The sequence below is a fragment of the uncultured Prevotella sp. genome, assembly GCF_946407605.1.
Taxonomy (GTDB): domain Bacteria; phylum Bacteroidota; class Bacteroidia; order Bacteroidales; family Bacteroidaceae; genus Prevotella.
The window spans coordinates 1-14603 of the sequence record NZ_CAMJOS010000026.1 but is presented as its reverse complement, the minus strand read 5'-3'; the positions used below and the strand labels follow the sequence as shown (position 1 = coordinate 14603).

Annotated in this window: 7 protein-coding genes; 1 reads left to right on the top strand and 6 read right to left on the bottom strand. The window is 47.6% G+C overall.

Annotated elements, in window-relative coordinates; all coding sequences use genetic code 11:
* Positions 1-12: 12 nt before the first annotated feature.
* Complete coding sequence (locus Q0R57_RS10790; RefSeq protein WP_294747295.1) at positions 13-2490, top strand: beta-L-arabinofuranosidase domain-containing protein; 2478 nt, start codon at positions 13-15, stop codon at positions 2488-2490.
* A 679-nt stretch (positions 2491-3169) separates the two neighbouring features.
* Here Q0R57_RS10790 and Q0R57_RS10785 read toward each other — a convergent pair.
* The 6 genes from Q0R57_RS10785 to Q0R57_RS10760 form a co-directional block, all read right to left on the bottom strand.
* Positions 3170-4219 (bottom strand): hypothetical protein, encoded by a 1050-nt coding sequence (locus Q0R57_RS10785; protein ID WP_294747293.1) that lies wholly within the window; start codon positions 4217-4219, stop codon positions 3170-3172.
* 81 nt (positions 4220-4300) lie between these two features.
* Complete coding sequence (locus Q0R57_RS10780; RefSeq protein WP_294747291.1) at positions 4301-6532, bottom strand: leucine-rich repeat domain-containing protein; 2232 nt, start codon at positions 6530-6532, stop codon at positions 4301-4303.
* 90 nt (positions 6533-6622) lie between these two features.
* Positions 6623-7660, bottom strand: a complete 1038-nt coding sequence (locus tag Q0R57_RS10775; RefSeq protein ID WP_294747288.1) for a hypothetical protein — start codon at positions 7658-7660, stop codon at positions 6623-6625.
* A gap of 89 nt (positions 7661-7749) precedes the next feature.
* Positions 7750-10755, bottom strand: a complete 3006-nt coding sequence (locus tag Q0R57_RS10770) for a leucine-rich repeat domain-containing protein (RefSeq protein ID WP_294747286.1) — start codon at positions 10753-10755, stop codon at positions 7750-7752.
* 59 nt (positions 10756-10814) lie between these two features.
* On the bottom strand, positions 10815-12956 hold the full coding sequence (locus tag Q0R57_RS10765) for a DUF3244 domain-containing protein (RefSeq protein WP_294747284.1): 2142 nt from the start codon (positions 12954-12956) through the stop codon (positions 10815-10817).
* A gap of 36 nt (positions 12957-12992) precedes the next feature.
* Positions 12993-14372 (bottom strand): hypothetical protein, encoded by a 1380-nt coding sequence (locus tag Q0R57_RS10760; RefSeq protein ID WP_294747281.1) that lies wholly within the window; start codon positions 14370-14372, stop codon positions 12993-12995.
* Positions 14373-14603 lie beyond the last annotated feature (231 nt).

Below are 14603 nucleotides of genomic sequence, written 5' to 3'. Positions count from 1 at the left end.
CATAAACAGCGTATGAGACCTAAACTATTCTTAGCAGGCTTCTTTCTTTTAGCCCTGCAAAATGCTAACGCACAGACAGAGCTTTATCCGAAGCATTTCGACCTGGAGCAGGTAACACTGCTCGACGGACCGTTCAAGACCGCACAGGACAAGAACATCGACATGCTGCTCCAGTACGACACCGACCGCCTACTGACGCCCTTCGTACGTCAGGCAGGTCTCTCGGCCACTACCGACCCGCAGAGCCCCTACTACCAGTGGGAGCAAAAGCACCCCAACTTCAAGAACTGGGGCGGCGATGCTGGCTTCGACCTCAGCGGACATGTGGGAGGACACTATGTGTCAGCCCTGGCACTGGCCTATGCCGCCAGTCACGACGAGGGCCAGCGTGCCAAGATGAAAGAGCGCTTGGACTACATGCTGAAGGTAATGAAAGACTGTCAGGATGCTTACGACAAGAATACTGAAGGTCTCTACGGATTCATTGGCGGACAGCCCATCAACGACTCCTGGAAGAAACTCTATGCCGGCGACCTCTCTGGCATTCAGAAAAACTGGGGATGGGTGCCCTTCTATTGCGAACATAAGATTCTGGCCGGACTGCGCGATGCCTATCTCTATGGCAATAGCAAGGAGGCCAAGGAGATGTTCCGCAAGCTGGCCGACTGGAGCACTAACCTCATTGCCAAGGTCGATGACCAGGCTTTCGAGGGTTTCCTCAACTGCGAGCACGGCGGCATGAACGAGTCGCTGCTCGATGCCTACCAGCTCTTTGGCGACGCCAAATACCTGGCTGCCGCCAAGAAATACACCCACAAGGCGATGCTCAACGGCATGCAGACACTCAACGAGACCTTCCTCGACGGCAAGCACGCCAACACCCAAGTGCCTAAGTTCATTGGCATGGAGCGCATCGGTGAGATGGACGCTGCAGCAACTAATTATATTACTGCTGCCGAGAACTTCTGGCAGGATGTAGCTACCAACCGCACCGTCTGCATTGGTGGCAACTCAGTGAACGAGCACTTCCTGGCTGCCACCAACGGCAACCGCTATATCGACCAGCCCGACGGCCCCGAGTCGTGCAACACCAACAACATGCTGAAGTTCTCGGAGATGCTCTTCGACCGCACTGCCGATGCCAAGTACGTGGACTTCTACGAGGCTGCCATGTGGAACCATATCCTCTCCACACAGGACCCCGAGACTGGCGGCTATGTGTATTTCACCACCCTGCGTCCACAGGGCTATCGCATCTACTCTGTTCCCAACAACGGCATGTGGTGCTGTGTGGGTACCGGCATGGAGAACCACTCTAAGTATGGACACTTCATCTACACCCACGATGGCAAGCAGACACTCTATGTGAACCTCTTCACCGCCTCACGCCTCGACAGCAAGGACTTCGTTGTCACCCAGGAGACCCAGTTCCCCTTCGAGCCTAAGACCACCATCACCATTGGCAAGAACGGCACATTCACCTTAGCTGTCCGCCATCCATCATGGGTAGGCAGTGGCTTCGCCATTACTATTAATGGTGCTGCCGTCGAGACAACAGCCGTTGCCGCTGGCAAGGCTTCCTATGTCAACATCACTCGCAAATGGAAGAAGGGCGACAAAGTTGAGGTCTCTCTCCCCATGACCCTTCGCTACGAGGAGTGCCCCAACTACACCGACTATATCGCCTTTAAGTACGGTCCCATCCTGCTCGGTGCCAATACCACACAGGGCAGCGAGAAGTTGCAGAACGAATACGGCTTCGAGGGTCGCATGGACCACTCCCCCGGCAGTCGCGGCACGTCAAAGAAGCTCACCGACTCGCCCATGCTTATCGGACAGCGCGACAATGTGCTGAGCCGCATCAAGAAGGTCAGCGACAGCGAGCTGCGCTTCACCATCGACGCCAGCCGACCCGGCGTCAACACCTACAAATGGCAGACCCTGACCCTGCAGCCCTTCTATCAGATTCACCACGACCGCTATATGTGCTACTGGTACCAGCAGACAGAACAGAACTATGCCAACAGCGAAATGGCTAAGAGCGAGGCAGAGGCAGAAGCCCTGGCTAAGCGCACCATCGACTTCGTGGCTCCTGGCGAGCAGCAAAGCGAGGCTGGTCACGAGGGCATCTACAGCAGCGACACCAACACGGGACTGTTCAACTCTGAGCGCTACCGCGATGCCCGCAATGGCGGCTTCATCCAGTACACACTGGCCAATACCGACAGCAATGCCAAGAACCTCAGCATCATGATGCGGTTCAGTCGTGCCGACAGGGGACGCAAGGCTTCTGTTACCGTCAACGGACAGGTCATCGCCACCTTCACCATAGAGGGTAGCAGAGAGGGCGGATTCTACAACCTGGAGTTCCCCATTCCCGCAGAGATTGTACAGGCAGCACAGGCCAACAATAATATATATAAGGTACGCCTGACGGCTGATTCCTCATCCCTCTGTCCTGGCCTCTACTATCTCCGACTTCTGAAATAAACCTATCTATGCATATACAGTGGAGGGGATGCGTTGATTTGCATCCCCTCCACTGAAAGAACCGACTCCATGATCTATTAGCCTAATTGACAAGTTTCACTTGTCGACTGATGCCGCGGCTTGTGAAAGGTATGTCACTTTTGGGGCGTCCGGGACGTTTCTTTCACCCGAGGGAACGTCACTTTGCGGTCGTAGATGCGATACTTTACCCCCCTAAAGTATCATCGGAACGGGTCGCAGATGACGTCGGAACGAGTCGCAGATGACGTCGGAACGGGTCCAAGATGACGTCGGAACGGATGGAAACCCTCCCTCTATACTGGAGTTCCCCTTTTAGGGGGAACGGAAAAACAAGAAGGAAATGAGATAAGTCCGTCCTGACGGACTGAGAATCCGCTCCCCACGGACTACGAGTCCGAAGGCTACGGACTTGATGAATCGGACGCGAAAAAATCAAAGAATTCGAAAATGTCCCTCACATAGTGTAGTCATATCCTACCCTTAGTCTACCTATACTCTACCCATACTGAATGAGTAAGCCTAGAGTATATCTAGAAGCTGTCTAGAGTATATCTAGAAGCTGTCTAGAGTATATCTAGAAGCTGTCTAGAGTATATCTATAGGTTCTTTCAGTCGCTACGCTTAGTGAAAGTGGCAGGGCCGAGCGCTCCTGATTATATTACTTCACCACCTTCTTTCCGTTCTTTATATACACCCCATGCTTAGGTTCTGCATTGAGGCGACGGCCCTGGAGGTCAACAATAGAAGGATCTGTGGCTGCACCAACTGTTTGAGAGGAACCAACACCTGCTACTACGAGAGAATTATAGTCATTATCATCAACTATTGGAATAGATACAGTATTGTTTGCATCTGGCACATTTAAGACACCATCATACAGGCATACAGAACATCTTACTTGCCTTTCCTCATCAGCAGAAACAATGGTATGATAAAATTTCAGGTGATACGATTCTCTAAATACATTGACAAGATTAAAGAACAAGGTGGCTACTCGCAGACAACCCTGACCAGGAATTCCATCTGTCATCACATTAATCAGCAGTGTGCTGTCTTTATCAAGTTCTGCCTGAACGTCAAGATAGGAGTATTCGCATGGCAACACATAATTCTGATATGAACAAAAAAGACTGTTCTGTCCTTCGCCCCGTAGAAACTCAAGTACCTTATTCAGATTCTCACCAGGCTGAATGTTTTTAGTAAATTCATATGTTGACAGCCCCTCTACCTTTACAGGATAGTCAAAGCCTTCCTCATAGGCCTGCGCCAACGTTACCAAGTCTATTTCCACAACAGAATGTTCCTTGAAAGACACCTTACCAATATTCTTTCCTCTCACAGTCACTTGGTATTCGTCCTTTAGCGCATTGAATATGGTGAAATAAATATTGATCTGACAGACACAAGCGGCAAGTATATCACCAGTACCTGCGTCAACACCGATGTTGAGATTTGAATCATTTTCCTGACATATCACCTTAACGTCACCATAAGCACAGTTCACCTCACAGTTGATAAGTTCTCCATACAGACCACCTTCAAAACGCGTGAGTTTTAGCCTCGGGTTTCCGATATTGCCTTCGGATCTCGTCCTCATTGCACAATCCGTATTCGACACATCACCTACCGTTACGTTCGATTCTTGTGCCACAGCGCCACCTGTAGCCAGAACAAGCAAAAACACTAGTAGTAATCTCATCTCTTTCATAACACTTCAGTTATTGGGTTTCGCTATTTTCTGCAAAGATAATAAAATTCTCAATACGTTGTTCTGTTTCGAGCCAGTTTTTCACTTTATCACCTTCTTTCCGTTCTTTATATACACCCCATGCTTAGGTTCTGCATTGAGGCGACGGCCCTGGAGATTGAAGATGTCAGTTCTGGCCTTCACCTTATTATATGTTACCTCTGTGATTCCAGTTGTCTGCACTTCGAATTCGCCAGTGAAGGACTCAAGGCTATTCTCCATCGTTACGGTGTAACGGCCCTTGGCGTAGGCAGAGATGTCGATGTTCAGACCCACGATGCTGCCTGCGTTGATGGCTTTCTCGTAGACGGCCTTGCCTGACTCATTGGTGATACTTACCATATAGGCATCAGCAAGGGGATTGAGGTTGATGTCGAGCTGCAGCTCGTTGTATTCACCATATATTGGTTCTTCCGCCTCCCTCATCGGAGCCTTTGCCATAATGCTCGCATCGCTCTCCTCTTGCTTACTCGGCACCTTGGGTCTGGGCTTGATGATATGCACAAAGTCGAAGCGGTCCTTGCGGGCTCCTGCCGCATCAATGCTGGCCCCGTCCTCATAGTCGTCGTTGAGGTAGATGACCTCATCACCAACGGAACACGACATCAGGAACAACCCATGGCCTTCTTTTCCATAATAGACATTTACGGTTGGACCGTCAATACCTCCAACACCTTCCAACCAAGTGGTATTGTAATAGGGTTCTTCTTCATCATACCACATGACATCTCTATAAACGCCCTTAAAGCCATCTAATCCTCCAGTCTGCTTCGGCCCTATTACATAGGAATAATAGTCATCAATCAGGAAGGATTCATTGGCTTCGAGGGAGAAGTCGTACATCATCTTATATTGTTTGTTTTGTGCGTTATAAAAATACACTTTCTTGTCCTCTTCGTACCATGCTCCAATATTTCTTAAGGAAGGAATCTGTATCATATCATCATAATCCGGATGATCAGGGCTGACATATCGTTGGCACATCATCTGCTTGCAGGTCCTTCCGTCAACAATCGTGTCGCCATCAAGATAGTAGTATTCAACCATTTTCACAACACCATCCGAAATACCAGTAGTGCTTCCCACCTTCCACACCTTACCATCTTCAACGAATGGACGATAAGCCACTTGATCCTCAAGGGGAACTATAGCTCCAAACTCGTTCCAAGGCGATACATTCCGATAAGCATCTATGGAAGCTGCAGGCACATACAATGTCGCATTCTTTCGGCTTGTAAACACATTTTGCTTAATTGCTATCGGAGTAGGATTTAAAACTGTGACAGAGGTGAGACTAGAGCAATTAGAGAAAGATTTACTACCTATACTCATTACGCTGTTGCCAATTGTTACGGAAGTAAGATTAGAGCAATATGCGAATGCAAAAGTTTCAATACTCGTCACGCTGTTAGGGATGATGACGGAGGTGAGTCCTGTGCAACCATGGAAAGCACCACCGCCAATACTCGTTACGCTACTGGGAAAGGTAACGGAGGTTAGGCCAGTACAACTATAGAAAGCACCACTGCCAATACTCGTTACGCTGTTAGGGATGATGACGGAGGTAAGGCCAAAGCAATTATGGAAAGCTGACTCTTGAATGCTCGTCACACTATTGGGAATGGAGATAGAAGCAAGGCTAAAGCACTCTTGGAAAGCAGCCCTACCAATACTCGTTACGCTGTTGGGTATGGATACAGAGGTAAGGCCAGAACAATGTGCAAAAGCATAATCACCTATACTTGTTATGCTGTTGGGGATGGTGATAGAGGTAAGGCCGGAGCAGCCATAGAAAGCATCTTCGCTGATACTCGTCACGCTGTTGGGGATAACAATGGAGGTAAGTCCAGAGCAAGACTGGAAAACACCACTACCAATACTCGTTATACTGTTTGGGATAGTGACAGAGGTGAGGCCAAAGCAGCCATAGAAAGCTTTCTTACCAATACTCGTTACGCTGTTGGGGATAGTGACGGAGGTGAGGCCAGAGCAGAAAGCGAAAGCATTCTCGCCAATACTCGTCACGCTGTTAGGAATAGTGATGGAGATAAGACCGCAATCATAGAAAGTCCAATTGCCAATACTCGTCACCTTATAGATCCTGTTCATATAGGTCACTTCCTCAGGGATTATCACGTTTCCCGTATATTCAAAGGGAATGTAGTTGTCACCACGGAAAGTAACTTCCAACTCCGTACTATCATTGGTGAAATTGTAATAAATGGTAACACCATCACCATTTGGAACTTCAATGTCGTGGGCACTTGCTGCCATCGGCAATAAAGTGGTTAACAGTAGAAATATTATTTTTTTCATGACTTATATTATAGTTATTCGATGCGATGATAATTCTGGATTAAGAGGTTAGTAATGGAATCTGACAGTCAGCATGGCACCCAAGTGGTCAAAGCCATACGACTCATTATCAGGCTGCTTAAAACCATCAGGTTTAGAGAAGACGCTACGTTGACGCACACCGTCGATACCGATGCCCAACGTCTTTGTCACCATAATCTCCATTCCCACAGTCATTCTCGATCCAAATCCGATTTCGTTCTGGCCGTCATCGTGATAATAAGCCAGACCTAAACCCAACGATGCATCAAGGCGCAACCAAGGAGTGATATTGCCACCAATAAGGGCGCTGGGGCCGAGATACATCATGATGTAATCGGGTTTATTTCCGATGTACATGAAATTATCGGGAATCTCAATCTCCGTACGGCTACCATAAAAGTCGGCACCGAAGCCATATATCTTCTTTCCTGTATAGGCTATTGACAGGTTGATGGCATAGCCACGCTGGTCTGAGACATAGTTCTTAGCATCTTTGCTCAGATAAAGCTTCGAGGTAGTCCACATAGGTCCAAAGCCGAGTTTGAATATAATGCCCTGCGACTCCTCTTCCTGCTGCCAGCTGGTGCTTTCTGCTTCTGCTGTCGCAGCATCAGGGATATCGGTCTCCGTTTTGTCGGTCTTTGTCGCTGCTGTGTTGACGGTTGTAGGCTTGCCCCATAGATGAGCTTTCAACTCGTCTATTCTCTTCACTGAGAGGGTCAGCGAGTCTATCACCTTGCCATCGGTGTGGCCCATCGTGCCCTTCAGCAGGTTCTTGTCTATCGCGCTGTTGTCCACCACCAGCATGTTGCCGCCCTTCTGTGCCGTTTCCCTGACGGCCAGGCCCAGCATCTTACCATACTGGCTCTTCACCGACTCCGTCTTTCCGTCAACCGTCACCTGTCCTATGGTCTGCATATCCCCTGTGCTCTCACCCTCACCAACAATCATCACCTTGTTCGTTGGCTGGGGCGAAAGCCCTTCCGTCACTAGTTCCGATGTTACCTGGGGCGAGCATCCCACCAATGCTCCTGTCACTATCAAAAGAAATAAATACTTTTTCATATAACTATTTTTACTAATCATGTAGATTCAATGCTCTTTCAGTCGCTACGCTTTGTGAAAGCGGCAGAGCCGAGCGCTCTTGATTATTTTCACTTCACCACAACCTTACGCCCATTAACGATATTCAGACCCTTCTGCAAGGAGCTAAATCGCTGGCCCTGGAGGTTGAAGATGTCAGTTCTGATTTTCACCTTATTATTATATGTTACCTCTGTGATTCCAGTTGTCTGCACTTCGAATTCGCCAGTGAAGGACTCAAGGCTATTCTCCATCGTTACGGTGTAACGGCCCTTGGCGTAGGCAGAGATGTCGATGTTCAGACCCACGATGCTGCCTGCGTTGATGGCTTTCTCGTAGACGGCCTTGCCTGACTCATTGGTGATACTTACCATATAGGCATCAGCAAGGGGATTGAGGTTGATGTCGAGCTGCAGCTCGTTGTATTCACCATATATTGGTTCTTCCGCCTCCCTCATTGGAGCCTTAACCATTATTTTCTCTTGCTTACTCGGTGCCTTAGGTCTAGGCTTGACGATATGCACAAAGTCGAAGCGGTCCTTGCGGGCTCCTGCAGCATCGATGCTGGCCCCGTCCTCATATTTATCGTTGAGGTAGATGACCTCATCACCAACGGAACACGACATCAGGAACAACCCATGGCCTTCTTTTCCATAATAGACATTTACGGTTGGACCGTCAATACCTCCAACACCTTCCAACCAAGTGGTATTGTAATAGGGTTCTTCTTCATCATACCACATGACATCTCTATAAACGCCCTTAAAGCCATCTAATCCACCAGTCTGCTTTGGCCCTATTACATAGGAATAATAGTCATCAATCAGGAAGGTTTCATTGGCTTCGAGGGAGAAGTCGTACATCATCCTATATTGTTTGTTCTGTGCGTTATAAAAATACACTTTCTTGTCCTCTTCGTACCAAACTCCAATATTTCTTAAGGAGGGAATTTGTATCATAACATCATAATCCGGATGATCTGGGCTGACATATCGTTGGCACATCATCTGCTTGCAGGTTCTTCCGTCGATGATTGTGTCGCCATCGAAGTAGTAGTACTCAACCATCTTCACAACACCATCCGAAATACCAGTAGTGCTTCCCACCTTCCAGACCTTACCATCTTCTATCATTGGGCGATAATTGTTCTGATCCTCGATGGGAACAATATACTTGAAGTTGCTCCATGGAGCTGTCTTCTTGTAAGCCTCTATTGAGGCGGCAGGTACGTGAAGAACTGCTTCAGGGTTTATGTCACGGAACTGCATTGTCTCATCAGTAGTAGGTAGCGTAGTGGCACGGCAATATACGTTCTCCAGGCTTTGGCAATGCGAAAAAGCATATCTGCCGATGCTTTCCACACTGGCAGGGATGTCAAGCTCCTTTAATTTCAGACACGTCTGGAAAGCCCAGCCTCCAATTGTTTTGAGATTTTCAGGAAGGACAAGAGATGTCAGGCTCTTTAATCCGAAGAATCCTCCATCTTTGATTGTAACCAGCGTTGAAGGCAGGGAAAGAGAAGTTATACTTTCGCATTTACGGAATGCTTCTTCTCCTATCTCAACCACTCCCTCCGAAATCTCGACAGATGTAATGGCATTACAGTCATAGAATGCGCCATCATTTATAGCTGTCACGGTACAAGCAATTCCCCATAGCTCTACGGAGGAAGGGATTACCACGTTGCTCAATGTCTGATAGCTGTCGGAATGTAACACAGTAGCCGTCTTTGGCCCCAGCTCAACCCAATAGGACAGCGGCCCTATCATTAGATTGTCACGGAATTGCGAAGGACGGTCGCCTTCTTTCTCAAAGTCCTCTTTCGTGAAGAAACACATATCGCCATCATAGCATCCCACGAACTGAATGCTATCCATCAGTGTGCCTGCGCAGTATTCCAGCAGTCCCTTTGAACTGCCGACGCCCTCAACCCAGTAGTATAGGCTGTCCTTGTCCAGAGGAAAAGGATCGTAACGCCTTTTGTTCAACATTTGAATCCTATGAAGCTTATCATTACCTGCCATAATAGAATCATCGTTGACCACGAAACGTGAGATACCGCTATACTCAAAAACAGATTGATAATGCTGGGTAAAATCATAGAGTGGCACAGCTTCTGATGAGTCAGATGGCAGGAAGTGGAGGCTATTTGATATCTCGTTGAAAGCACCGATATAGCCAGAGCGTACCACATTCTTCGTCTCGTTGTCCGTCAATGTCATATAGACCTTGGCCCGCTTGTATGCATGCAGCAAGGTATCACCCTCAACAGTATAGGTCAGTGTGCCCTTCATCTCCCCATTGTCATAGTTATATACCCAACGGCGGCCTTGTGTCAGCATTTTGTTGGGATTACCATTCATCTCATTAATTGTGGCATCAAAATCGCGGGATAAGATACGTTGAAGCGAGCCATCCTCCTCTCTTATGCCATAATAAGTCAACAACCCAACATTCCTCATTCTCTCTTTACAATCGGGCTTTATGTTCAGCCAATACAGCAGAAAGCCTGGTGAGTTGGTACACCCTACGCCCTCTATCAGGTCGAGGCCATTGCTCAGTGTCAGACGGCGGCGAGAAATGCCATCCTCCGTTGTCAACACACTCACATTGGTTACCGTCAGCGAAGTGCCGTCAGTCAACTGGCAATACTCATCTCCCACATTCTTAGTAAAGTCATAGAGCACTAATTCGCCGTCAACCGTTTCTTCATACGGCAGAGGCTCACCCTCACCTACTAAAGACCAGCTGTTTTCTTGCGTCAGCAAGCTCAGATACTCTTCCTTGTTGACATATATTTTTCCCCCTTCATCGCGGATGCCAAGGGTGGCGTGATACCATGAAAGATCTTCAGGTCCCATCGCCCTCGCTCCATCATACGAACGACGTTCCATATTAAGCAGACCATACGTCTTGCCATTCATGGCTTTTGTTCCCTTAATAGTATAAGAATCCCCTGTCCAATAACCTGCATACCCCCACGCAGTTCCTTCATGGAGCATCTCGCCAACCACCGTCTCGCCATAAGCGAAACCTGTCAGCATCAATAACAGAAATAACAAACTTGATTTTCTCATATCTACAAATTTTTATCTATTTCTATCTTTTTCTGACCGCAATTACTGATAGATTTCTTCTATTTCACCACCTTCTTTCCGTTCTTGATATACACCCCATGCTTGGGCTCTGTATTCAGGCGGCGGCCCTGGAGGTTGAAGATGTCAGTTCTGGCCTTCACCTTATTATATGTTACCTCTTCTATTCCTGTTGTCTGCACATCGAATTCGCCTGTGAAGGACTCAAGGCTATTCTCCATCGTTACGGTGTAACGGCCCTTGGCGTAGGCAGAGATGTCGATGTTCAGACCCACGATGCTGCCTGCGTTGATGGCTTTCTCGTAGACGGCCTTGCCTGACTCATTGGTGATACTTACCATATAGGCATCAGCAAGGGGATTGAGGTTGATGTCGAGCTGCAGCTCGTTGTATTCACCATATATTGGTTCTTCCGCCTCCTTACTCGGTGCCTTTGCCATAATGCTCGCATCGCTCTCCTCTTGCTTACTCGGTGCCTTAGGTCTAGGCTTGACGATATGCACAAAGTCAAAGCGGTCCTTGCGGGCTCCTGTAGCATCGATGCTGGCCCCGTCCTCATAGTCGTCGTTGAGGTAGATGACCTCATCGCCGACACTACATGACATCAGGAACTCTGGCACATGATCTACGTCCTCAGGAGAGGCATTCCTGGTAGGTCCGTCAATACCTCCGACGCCTTCCAGCCAGATGTTACAGAAGTAGTTGCCTTCATCCGACAGCTCTGTTATGTCTCTATAAACGCCCTTGAAACCTTTTAAGCCTCCTGTCTGCTTTTGTCCTATCACGTATGGACCATTATTACCAATCATCAGAGTGTCATCAGCATCGACGGAGAAATCATACATCAACATAAACTGATTGTTAGTTGTATTAAAGACATAAACTTTCTGGTTCTCTTCGTACCAAGCTCCCACCTTACTCAAGGAAGGCTGTTGCGACATATAGTCAAAATCCGGATGATCTGGGCTGACATATCGTTGGCACATCATCTGCTTACAATTCTTTCCGTCAACAATTGTGTCGCCATCGAAGAAATAGTAATCAACAATCTGCACAATACTATCTGAAATACTTGCCGTGTTTCCTAGCTTCCAAACTTTCCCATCTTCAATCATTGGACGATATGCTCTTTGTGGCGTCTTGTTAATGACTAGATGTTCCTCGCCTTGATTGTCTACCACGATATAGTTCATGTTAGGGTTGAAGCCTGGAACATAGAAGTTGGTAGCATGGAGGGCCATACAATCAGCTAATGGTTCCACTTCTTTTATTACGAATTCAATTTTGTTGACCAACGGGTCATCAGTTTTGCTCTCGTAGAAAATTGCATAGTGATTTGGTCCACATTGGGTAAAAGCATTTCCATAGACATGCAGACGGTCACCTTCTAATTCGTAAGTAAGTTTATGATGCCCGTCGTCTTCTGAATTGTCTTCTGCACCAGTTGGCAGATTGCAACCATGAATGTGTCTCATCCAGTCGTAAGCGTTATAAAACATGAATGGCAGATATTCGTTTTGATAGCTTGTTTCGTTATCTTTCCTTTCTACGTAAGCCAGATACGTCTTCACTCCGTCAGAAGCAAAGGAACCAAACATATTATCAAGTGACCCAACACCTTCTACCCAAGTAGTAACCTCATCATATCCCCCCACCCCGTTATCACGACCAATTGTCCATGTGTGTAGTCGGCGATACTCAAATTCCAGTGTATCAGCTGATGTGAGGATACTCGAAGATACTATCTGGGGACCGTTGTTCAACCATCCTTGCTTCAATACCTTACAATTAGTAGGTTGGCCAAAACCAAATTCGTATGTGAATGTATCGCCCTCTTTGAGCGAGAAGTCATACAACATGACGTCCCTGCCAGTCGTCTCATCATATTTATACACCCGACGATTTTCCTCACGAAACAGTCCTTCCTTTCGAATCGTACACAAAATGTCTTCAAAACAGGATGTCTGTATGTATGTCTTGCCGTTACGCTCTACATTTTCGTACATCTCGTATCTTACAAAATAATAAATAGAGTTCGGATCTGAAGTCTCAAACACATGCCACTGCTTGCCTAACTCTACAAATGGAATGTAGTCAACGCTATTTAAGATATCTTCTGATTCCTGTGACTGCATGGGCAGCGCACCAAGAAGGAATAGGAATAATAGTTTTATTGTTTTCATAATCTTATGATTTTAAGTTGTTAGCATGCTTATTTATTACCTTAATAGTATCTGTTCCAGCGTGATGTCTGGATTGGTTTCTCCGAACACGTCCTTCTTCAGCTTGAGCTTGCGATGCTGGACGGCAGAGACGGTGATGCAGTAGATGTTGCCAATGGTGCGGTTGCTGATGCCAAGACGGGTGAGCAAGCACAAACGGATGTCGTCTTCCTGCATGTTGGGATACTGCTCGCGGAGGTTGGCAAAGCGATTGTTGTCGATGGCGTTGAGCGTTCGTTCTATCTCGCTCCATTCGTGGGGACTGAGGTAGATGAGCAAGTCGCCACTTTGGTTGAGCTTCTTCACCGCCTCTGTACGTTCCAGGATGAAGTGCTGCATGAATGTCACCACCTCGTTGGCCTGATGCAACAGGGTCTTCTGATGCTCAGCCTCCTGTTGCAACTGACGTTTCTCCTGATGCTGTGCCCGCATCCTGTATCTTACCATCAACACGATAGCCACGATGACGAAGAGCGAGGCAATGATAACAATAAGGAGGGTGCGGCCATACATCTTTGAACGGTATTCCAGCTGCTGGTTCTCCATCTCCTGACGCAGCGACTCCTGATAGTACTGATCCTTCTGTTCGAGGGCCTTGAAATAGATATCCTCTATCTGATTGAAAGCTTCGTCCACACTGTCCTCCACCGCTGTGGCGCCCAATCGCCGAAGGGCTATCTTGGCAAGGTGACTCTGTACGATATATGCCAGATGGACATCATCGCCTGGTTCCATCTGCCGATAGACGGTCTCTGCCGAGTCGAGCATATTGAGACAGAGGTAGCTGCGAGCCAGCACCTGAAGCGTGCCAGACTGCGTGTCGCCAGTAGCCATAGCCTGATGGGCATAGTCTATGGACTGTCGATAATCATCCTGTGCCCAGGCAATGTTGGCGAGGCTGGTGAGCGTGAGACCCATCAGGTTAGTCATCTGTTCCTTCTTGGCTATGTCGTAGGCTTTATTGATGTAGTCGAGTGCTTCGTCGAAAGTACCCTCATTGACAAATGCCACTTGTGCGGCATACGTTCCAGCATAGTCGAGCAGGAGGATGTAATTGCTTTCATCGTCAGGATGCTGCTCATAAATGCTCAGGGCTTTCTTCATCAGTTGCAGAGCCTCCTCAGGGTTGCTCTCCGCCAATGCTTCAGCCAATCGCTGATAGGCAATATAATTGGTATGCCAATCTTCTGACTCTTCAGCCAGGCGGATGGTCTTACGTAGTAAGGTCTCTCCCTGCAGGATGCTGTCATTGGCCAGAGCGTCCTCAGCCTGCTCCAGGCAATGTGCTGCCGAGGGCATCTGCGGCTCCTGTTGCGACTGACTGCAAGCCGTCAGCAACACACCTATTATTAATATGAAGAATGACTTTTTCTGCATAGCTATTGGTTTTCGATTGCAAAGTTACAAAGTTTTTTCCAAAGTTGTATCAGTTGCCTATGGAAAATACGAAAACCATCCGTTTCTGTAAGTCATTAAAAATAAACACGTTACAAAAACAAACACGCTAAGACCTATGGAATTCTGTTGAAAAAGGTATGGAATAATGGTACACAAAGGTAAAAAAACAAAGAAGCCCTGAATCATTTCTGACTCAGGGCTTCGCTTCAA

Excerpts from the sequence above, each read along its gene's own strand:
- Q0R57_RS10785 (WP_294747293.1), bottom strand. The coding sequence starts at position 4,219 with ATGAAAGAGATGAGATTACTACTAGTGTTTTTGCTTGTTCTGGCTACA.
- Q0R57_RS10770 (WP_294747286.1), bottom strand. The coding sequence starts at position 10,755 with ATGAGAAAATCAAGTTTGTTATTTCTGTTATTGATGCTGACAGGTTTC.
- Q0R57_RS10760 (WP_294747281.1), bottom strand. The coding sequence starts at position 14,372 with ATGCAGAAAAAGTCATTCTTCATATTAATAATAGGTGTGTTGCTGACG.
- Q0R57_RS10780 (WP_294747291.1), bottom strand. The coding sequence starts at position 6,532 with ATGGCAGCAAGTGCCCACGACATTGAAGTTCCAAATGGTGATGGTGTT.
- Q0R57_RS10765 (WP_294747284.1), bottom strand. The coding sequence starts at position 12,956 with ATGAAAACAATAAAACTATTATTCCTATTCCTTCTTGGTGCGCTGCCC.
- Q0R57_RS10790 (WP_294747295.1), top strand. The coding sequence starts at position 13 with ATGAGACCTAAACTATTCTTAGCAGGCTTCTTTCTTTTAGCCCTGCAA.
- Q0R57_RS10775 (WP_294747288.1), bottom strand. The coding sequence starts at position 7,660 with ATGAAAAAGTATTTATTTCTTTTGATAGTGACAGGAGCATTGGTGGGA.